This window comes from Microbacterium sp. Kw_RZR3, assembly GCF_029222405.1.
In the GTDB taxonomy this organism is placed as follows: domain Bacteria; phylum Actinomycetota; class Actinomycetes; order Actinomycetales; family Microbacteriaceae; genus Microbacterium.
Window position 1 is genome coordinate 1 of the sequence record NZ_JARHXC010000263.1, and the last position, 5,242, is coordinate 5,242.

At 70.2% G+C, this 5,242-nt stretch carries 5 protein-coding genes; all 5 read right to left on the reverse strand.

Going from position 1 to position 5,242, the window contains the following annotated elements; translation table 11 throughout:
- Positions 1–3 precede the first annotated feature (3 nt).
- Positions 4–1,581 carry an ABC transporter substrate-binding protein gene (locus P2P98_RS14720; protein WP_275800859.1) on the reverse strand — a complete coding sequence of 526 codons (1,578 nt, stop codon included), beginning with the start codon at positions 1,579–1,581 and terminating at the stop codon, positions 4–6.
- Between the two features lie 174 nt (positions 1,582–1,755).
- Positions 1,756–2,376 (reverse strand): response regulator transcription factor, encoded by a 621-nt coding sequence (locus tag P2P98_RS14725; protein WP_275800860.1) that lies wholly within the window; start codon positions 2,374–2,376, stop codon positions 1,756–1,758.
- The gene (locus tag P2P98_RS14730; protein ID WP_275800861.1) at positions 2,373–3,563 is read right to left on the reverse strand and encodes a histidine kinase; all 1,191 of its coding nucleotides are present in this window, start codon (positions 3,561–3,563) and stop codon (positions 2,373–2,375) included. Before P2P98_RS14730 ends, P2P98_RS14725 begins: the two co-directional genes overlap by 4 nt.
- Positions 3,563–4,366 (reverse strand): ABC transporter permease, encoded by an 804-nt coding sequence (locus tag P2P98_RS14735; RefSeq protein WP_275800862.1) that lies wholly within the window; start codon positions 4,364–4,366, stop codon positions 3,563–3,565. The genes P2P98_RS14730 and P2P98_RS14735 overlap by 1 nt, the downstream gene beginning before the upstream one ends.
- Positions 4,363–5,235 (reverse strand): ABC transporter ATP-binding protein, encoded by an 873-nt coding sequence (locus P2P98_RS14740; RefSeq protein WP_275800863.1) that lies wholly within the window; start codon positions 5,233–5,235, stop codon positions 4,363–4,365. The genes P2P98_RS14735 and P2P98_RS14740 overlap by 4 nt, the downstream gene beginning before the upstream one ends.
- Between the last annotated feature and the right edge of the window lie 7 nt (positions 5,236–5,242).

Here is a 5,242-nt window from a genome sequence, read left to right on the forward strand (position 1 = left end):
GGGTCAGCGCAGTTGGATCGCTCGGTAGGTCGGGTTGCCCACCGGGGAGCTCACGAGATCGGCGACGCGCTCGGAGGTGACGTACGAGTACGTCTCGTTGAACAGCGGCACCGCCGGGAACTCCTTCTGGATGATGCTCTGCACATCGGCGTACGCCGTGCCGTCGCCCGTCAGGTCGGCGTCGGCGGTCTGCATGGCGCTGGCGACCTCAGGGCTGTAGAAGGGGATGCAGTTGGCGCAGCCGCCGCCCTCGATGAAGAACACCCGCAGTGTCGCCTGCTGGCTCGGGTACAGCGCACCCCAGCGCGAGAAGAACGGCCCGCTGAGGTTGGCATCCGTCCGCTTCTGCAGGAACTCGGCCCAGTCCGCGGTCGGCGTCGCGGTCGCGTCGATGCCCAGGTTCTGGCGCAGCTGGTTGGCGATCGCCTCGTAGAGCGGATCGAGTCCCCCACCGCCGGGGTACGTGATCTCGAGCGGTCCGCTGAACCCGCCGGCCTCGGCGAGCAGAGCCTTGGCCGCGTCGGGGTCGTACTCGCAGTACTTCCCGCAGATGCCCGTCGGGGTCCCGGGCTCGATCGCGGGCGTCCACGCCGTGGCGGGGGTGTAGGTGCCGCCGTAGATGCGATCGATGATCGTCTGGCGGTCGATCGCCATCGACAGGGCCTGACGCACGCGCACGTCCTGGTACTGGGCGTTCCACAGGGGAAGGCCGAGGAACGAGATGCCGGGCGCTTCGAACGAATAGAGCCGGTCGCCGAAGTCGCTTCCGGCCTGGAGGAGACGGCTCGCGGGCACGCCCGCGACATCGAGGTTGCCGGCCAGCACGTCGGTGTAGGCGGTCTCCGAGTCGGTGTACGGCACGAAGGTGATCTGGTCGACGGTCGGCGCCTCGCCCTTGAACCCGTCGTAGGCCGACACCGTGATCGGCTCGTTCTCGACGTAGTCACCCGTCATCTGGAACGGGCCGTTGCCCACCGGGTGCTTGTTGTAGGCGTCGAAGTCCGAAAGAGCCGACTCGGGCATCGGGAAGAACGCGGTCTGCGCCTGCGTGACCTGCAGCGGGAACTGGCCGTCGGGGCTGACGAGCTTCACCGTGAAGGTGAGGTCGTCGACGACCGTCAGGCCCGACATCGTGGTGGTCGTGGGCGCACCGTCGGCGGGGTTCAGATCGCTGTATCCGACGATGGATGCCAACTGCCCCGAGTTCTCGAAGGCGTTGGGCCCGTACGCGACGGCGTTCCAGGAGTCGACGTAGCTCTTGGCCGTGACGGGGGTCCCGTCGTGGAACGTCCATCCGTCGCGGAGCGTGATCGTCCAGGTCTGGGCGTCGTCCGACTCGATGGACGCGGCCTGGACGTCCTGGAGGGTGCCGTCGGACTGCAGGAAGGCCAGCGGCGACCAGACGGCCATGTTGAAGTCGTAGGCGACGGACTGCCGGCCGGGGATGAGCTGCTGCGGGTCGGTGACGGCCACGCGGATGGATGTGTCGGTGGAGCCGGTGTCACCACCGTCGCCGCCGGAGCAGCCGGCGAGCGCGAGCGCGCCGGCGACCAGCACGGCGAGCGCGATTCTTCTCTTCATCAGGAGCCTCTCGGGAAAGGGCGGCGTTCCGCGCCCAAGGTGGGATGCAGGTGGAACTGCGCCCAGCGAACACCCGCGCTCACCGATGATCAATAAGAAACGTTCAGAAGTTTCAGTGCGAGATGAAAACTTAATCCCGAGGAAACACCTCTTCGCCGCTCGCGGAGCCGTGCGTCACAGGATGCCGAGCTCCATCGCGCGCGTCACGGCACGGGTGCGGTCGGCGACGTCGAGCTTCGCGAAAGCCTTCAACAGGTGCGTCTTCACGGTGGCCTCGCCCAGGTGCAGTCGCCGCCCGATCTCGCGATTGCTCAACCCCTGGGCGACATGGCCCAGCACCTCGACCTCACGCGCGGTGAGCACGGGCTTCTCGGCCGGGCGACCCGCGCGAGCGACCAAGACTCGGGCGACGCTCGGAGCCAGCGCGACCTCGCCCGCGGCCACCGCGCGGACCCCGGCGAGCAGCTCCGCCTCGGGCGCGGCCTTCAGCAGATACCCCGCGGCCCCGGCCGCGATCGCCCGCACGATGACGTCGTCGCTCTCGTAGGTCGTCAGCACGATCACCCGTGCCGACGGCACGCTCTCACGCAGCAGCGCCGTGGCCTCGTCGCCGTCGCGCCGCGGCATCCTCATGTCCATCAGCACGACATCGGGGCGCTCGCTCTCGACGACCGCCACCGCCTCGACCCCGTCGGAAGCGACCCCCACGACCACGATGTCGTCGGCGGTCTCCAGGATGCCGGCGAGCCCGGCCCGCACGATGGAATGATCGTCCACGATCACGACGCGGATCATGAACCCACCGTCTCACGCGGCACGCGGGCGGTCAGCACGACGGCACCCGGGGTGCCGTCGACGTGGAGCTCGCCTCCGAGCGACGCGAGTCGCGCCCGAAGCCCCTCGAGACCGAACCCGTCCACCCGGGCAGCCGGGTCGAACCCCGCGCCGTCGTCGGCGACGCGCAACTCGACGGCCTCATCGGCCTCGACGAGTGCGACCTCGATGCGCTGAGCCCCGGAATGACGGCGGGCGTTGGACAGCCCCTCCTGTGCGCAGCGGAGCAGAGCGACCTCGCTCTCGCGGTCGAGGGGGCCGACGGCATCCGCCCGCACCGCGATGTCACGGTCCGACTCCCGCGCGATCCGCGACACGAGGACCTTCAGCGCCTCAGCCAGCCCCTGGCCGCGCGACACCGGGGCACCCGCCGCGACGAGGGCACGAGTCTCGGCGAGCGCCTCGCGCGCGGCCTCCTCGACCAGAGCGAGCGTCGAGTCCATGAGCACGCCCGCCGCCAGGTCGCGCCGTCCGCGCTGGGCGAGCAGCACGGTGCCCGCAAGCGTCTGGGCGATCGTGTCGTGCAGCTCGGCGGCGAGGCGTTCCCGCTCGGCGACGACGCCGGCGTCGCGGTGCAGCACAGCGACCTCGTCTTGCGCGGCGGTCAGCTTGTCGAGCAAGGCCTGGGTCTCGACACCGTGCTGATACACGGCGGTGAACCACAGCCCGAGGCCCACGTTGCCCGCGAACGCCATCGCCTGGATGAGGGCGGCGCGCATCCACGTGTCGGCATCGCCGCCCCAGGCCAGGGCGACGAGCACGAGCACGGTCGACGCCGCGGTCCACGCGATGGCGGTCCGCCGGGACGAGGAGATCACCCACAGCAACGGATACGAGGCGAACTGCAGCATCGCGACCCAGGGAACCGCCATCACAGCCGTCGGCAGCAGGACGACGGCCGACACCGCCACGACGGTGGCCACAGCCGGCGACCCGTCGCCGTCGAGCACGCGCGGCAGCGCCGCCAGCACGATCGCGGCGTGCGCGGTAACGGCCCCGAGCGCGATGACCGCCGACGACCACGGAACGGTCCCCCACAGGGCCGCGACGACGACGATCATCACGCCCACCGCACCCGCCACTCCGTAGGCGAGCGACCATCCCCGCACGACGGAGGTCCCGGCATCCCGCGTGGTCGCGCGAGCCATCACGCGTCCTTCCGGACCCAGCGGAACGTCGCGCGCACCACGGCGAGACCGACCACGAGCCACAGCAGCGTCACGAGCAGGATCAGCGGGTGGTCCCACGAGCCCGAAGGTTCGGCGGCGGCGAAACCCTCGGGCAGGAACACCGAACGGAAGCCCTGCGCGAGCCACTTCAGCGGGAAGACGCTGGCGACGTTCTGTAGCCACTCGGGCAGGGCGGCGAAGTTGATGTAGACGCCCGAGATGAACTGCAGCAGGAGCACGATCGGGATGACGACGCCCGTGGCGCTGCGCCCGGTGCGCGGCAGCGCCGACAAACCGATACCGAGGATCGCGCACGTGGTCACCCCCAGCACGAACACCCACGCGAAGGTCAGCCAGCGTTCGGGCTCGGTCGGCAGCGGCACGCCGAAGAACACCGCGGCGACCGCGATCAGCAGGACCGACTGCAGGAAGCCGGTGACCAGCACCTGTCCGAGCTTGCCGATGAAGTACGACACGGGGCTGAGGGGTGTGCCGCCGAGGCGCTTGAGCGTGCCGTCGCTGCGCTCCATCGCGATGTCGATCGACATGTTCTGCAGCCCCGAGAGCAGGACACCCGCGGCGAGCATGGCCGGAAGGTAGAACTCCGGCGCGGAAATCTCCGACCCGGGCGGGCCGAACGTCGAACCGCTGAACGCCACCGAGAAGATCAGCAGGATCATCACCGGGAACAGGAACGTGAAGAACACCGAGTCGCCCTGACGGAAGTACGACCGCACCTCGAACGCGATGCGCGCGGCCCCCAGCCGCAGCACGCGGCTCACGCCACACCTCCAGCGGCCGTGCGACGCTGGTCGGCACCGAGGAATGACAGGTACACGTCTTCGAGGCTCGGGCGCACGACCTCGAGCCGCTCGGGCTCCCCGCCGCGCGCGAAGAGCGCCGCGACGAACGCCCCCGGGTCGTCGGTGCGCTCTTCACGCATTACTCCGCCCTCGCGCCAGCGCACGAGGGGTACGCGCGCATCGGCACCCCCGAGCTCGTCGATGAGACCCACGGATGCCACGGCCCCGGCGACGAGGATCGCGGCGCGCTCCGCCAGCTCGGCGGCCTCGTCGAGGTAGTGCGTGGTGAGCAGGATCGTCGTGCCCTCGGCCTGGAGGCTGCGGATGAGATCCCAGAACTGACGGCGCACCTCGGGGTCGAAACCCGTGGTCGGCTCATCGAGGAACAGCAGCTCGGGGCGGCCGACGATGCCGAGGGCGACGTCGACGCGCCGCCGCTGCCCGCCCGAGAGCTTGCGGACGCTCACCTTTGCCTTGTCGCTCAGACCGACGGCGGCGATAACCTCGTCGACGTCGCGGGGCCGCGGATAGAAGGAGGCGAAGTGCGCGAGCAGCTCCCGCACGGTCGCGGTGGGCGCCTCGCCGGTGTTCTGCAGCACGATGCCGAGGCGCGCCTTCCACTCCAGGCCGCCGCGGTGCGGGTCGACGCCGAGCACGCTGACCTCGCCGCTCGTGCGATCACGGTAGCCCTCGAGGATCTCGATCACGGTGCTCTTCCCGGCGCCGTTGGGCCCGAGCAGCGCGAACGTCTCGCCCCGGCGGATGTCGAAGCTCACCCCGCGCAGCGCCTCGAGGCCCCCGCGGTAGGTCTTGCGCAGGTTCTCCACCCGCACGACGTTCTCGCTCATGCCCTCA

What these genes read in the sequence shown, in the direction of transcription:
- P2P98_RS14720 (WP_275800859.1), bottom strand. Translation starts at nt 1,581, where the DNA reads ATGAAGAGAAGAATCGCGCTCGCCGTGCTGGTCGCCGGCGCGCTCGCG.
- P2P98_RS14740 (WP_275800863.1), bottom strand. Translation starts at nt 5,235, where the DNA reads ATGAGCGAGAACGTCGTGCGGGTGGAGAACCTGCGCAAGACCTACCGC.
- P2P98_RS14730 (WP_275800861.1), bottom strand. Translation starts at nt 3,563, where the DNA reads ATGGCTCGCGCGACCACGCGGGATGCCGGGACCTCCGTCGTGCGGGGA.
- P2P98_RS14725 (WP_275800860.1), bottom strand. Translation starts at nt 2,376, where the DNA reads ATGATCCGCGTCGTGATCGTGGACGATCATTCCATCGTGCGGGCCGGG.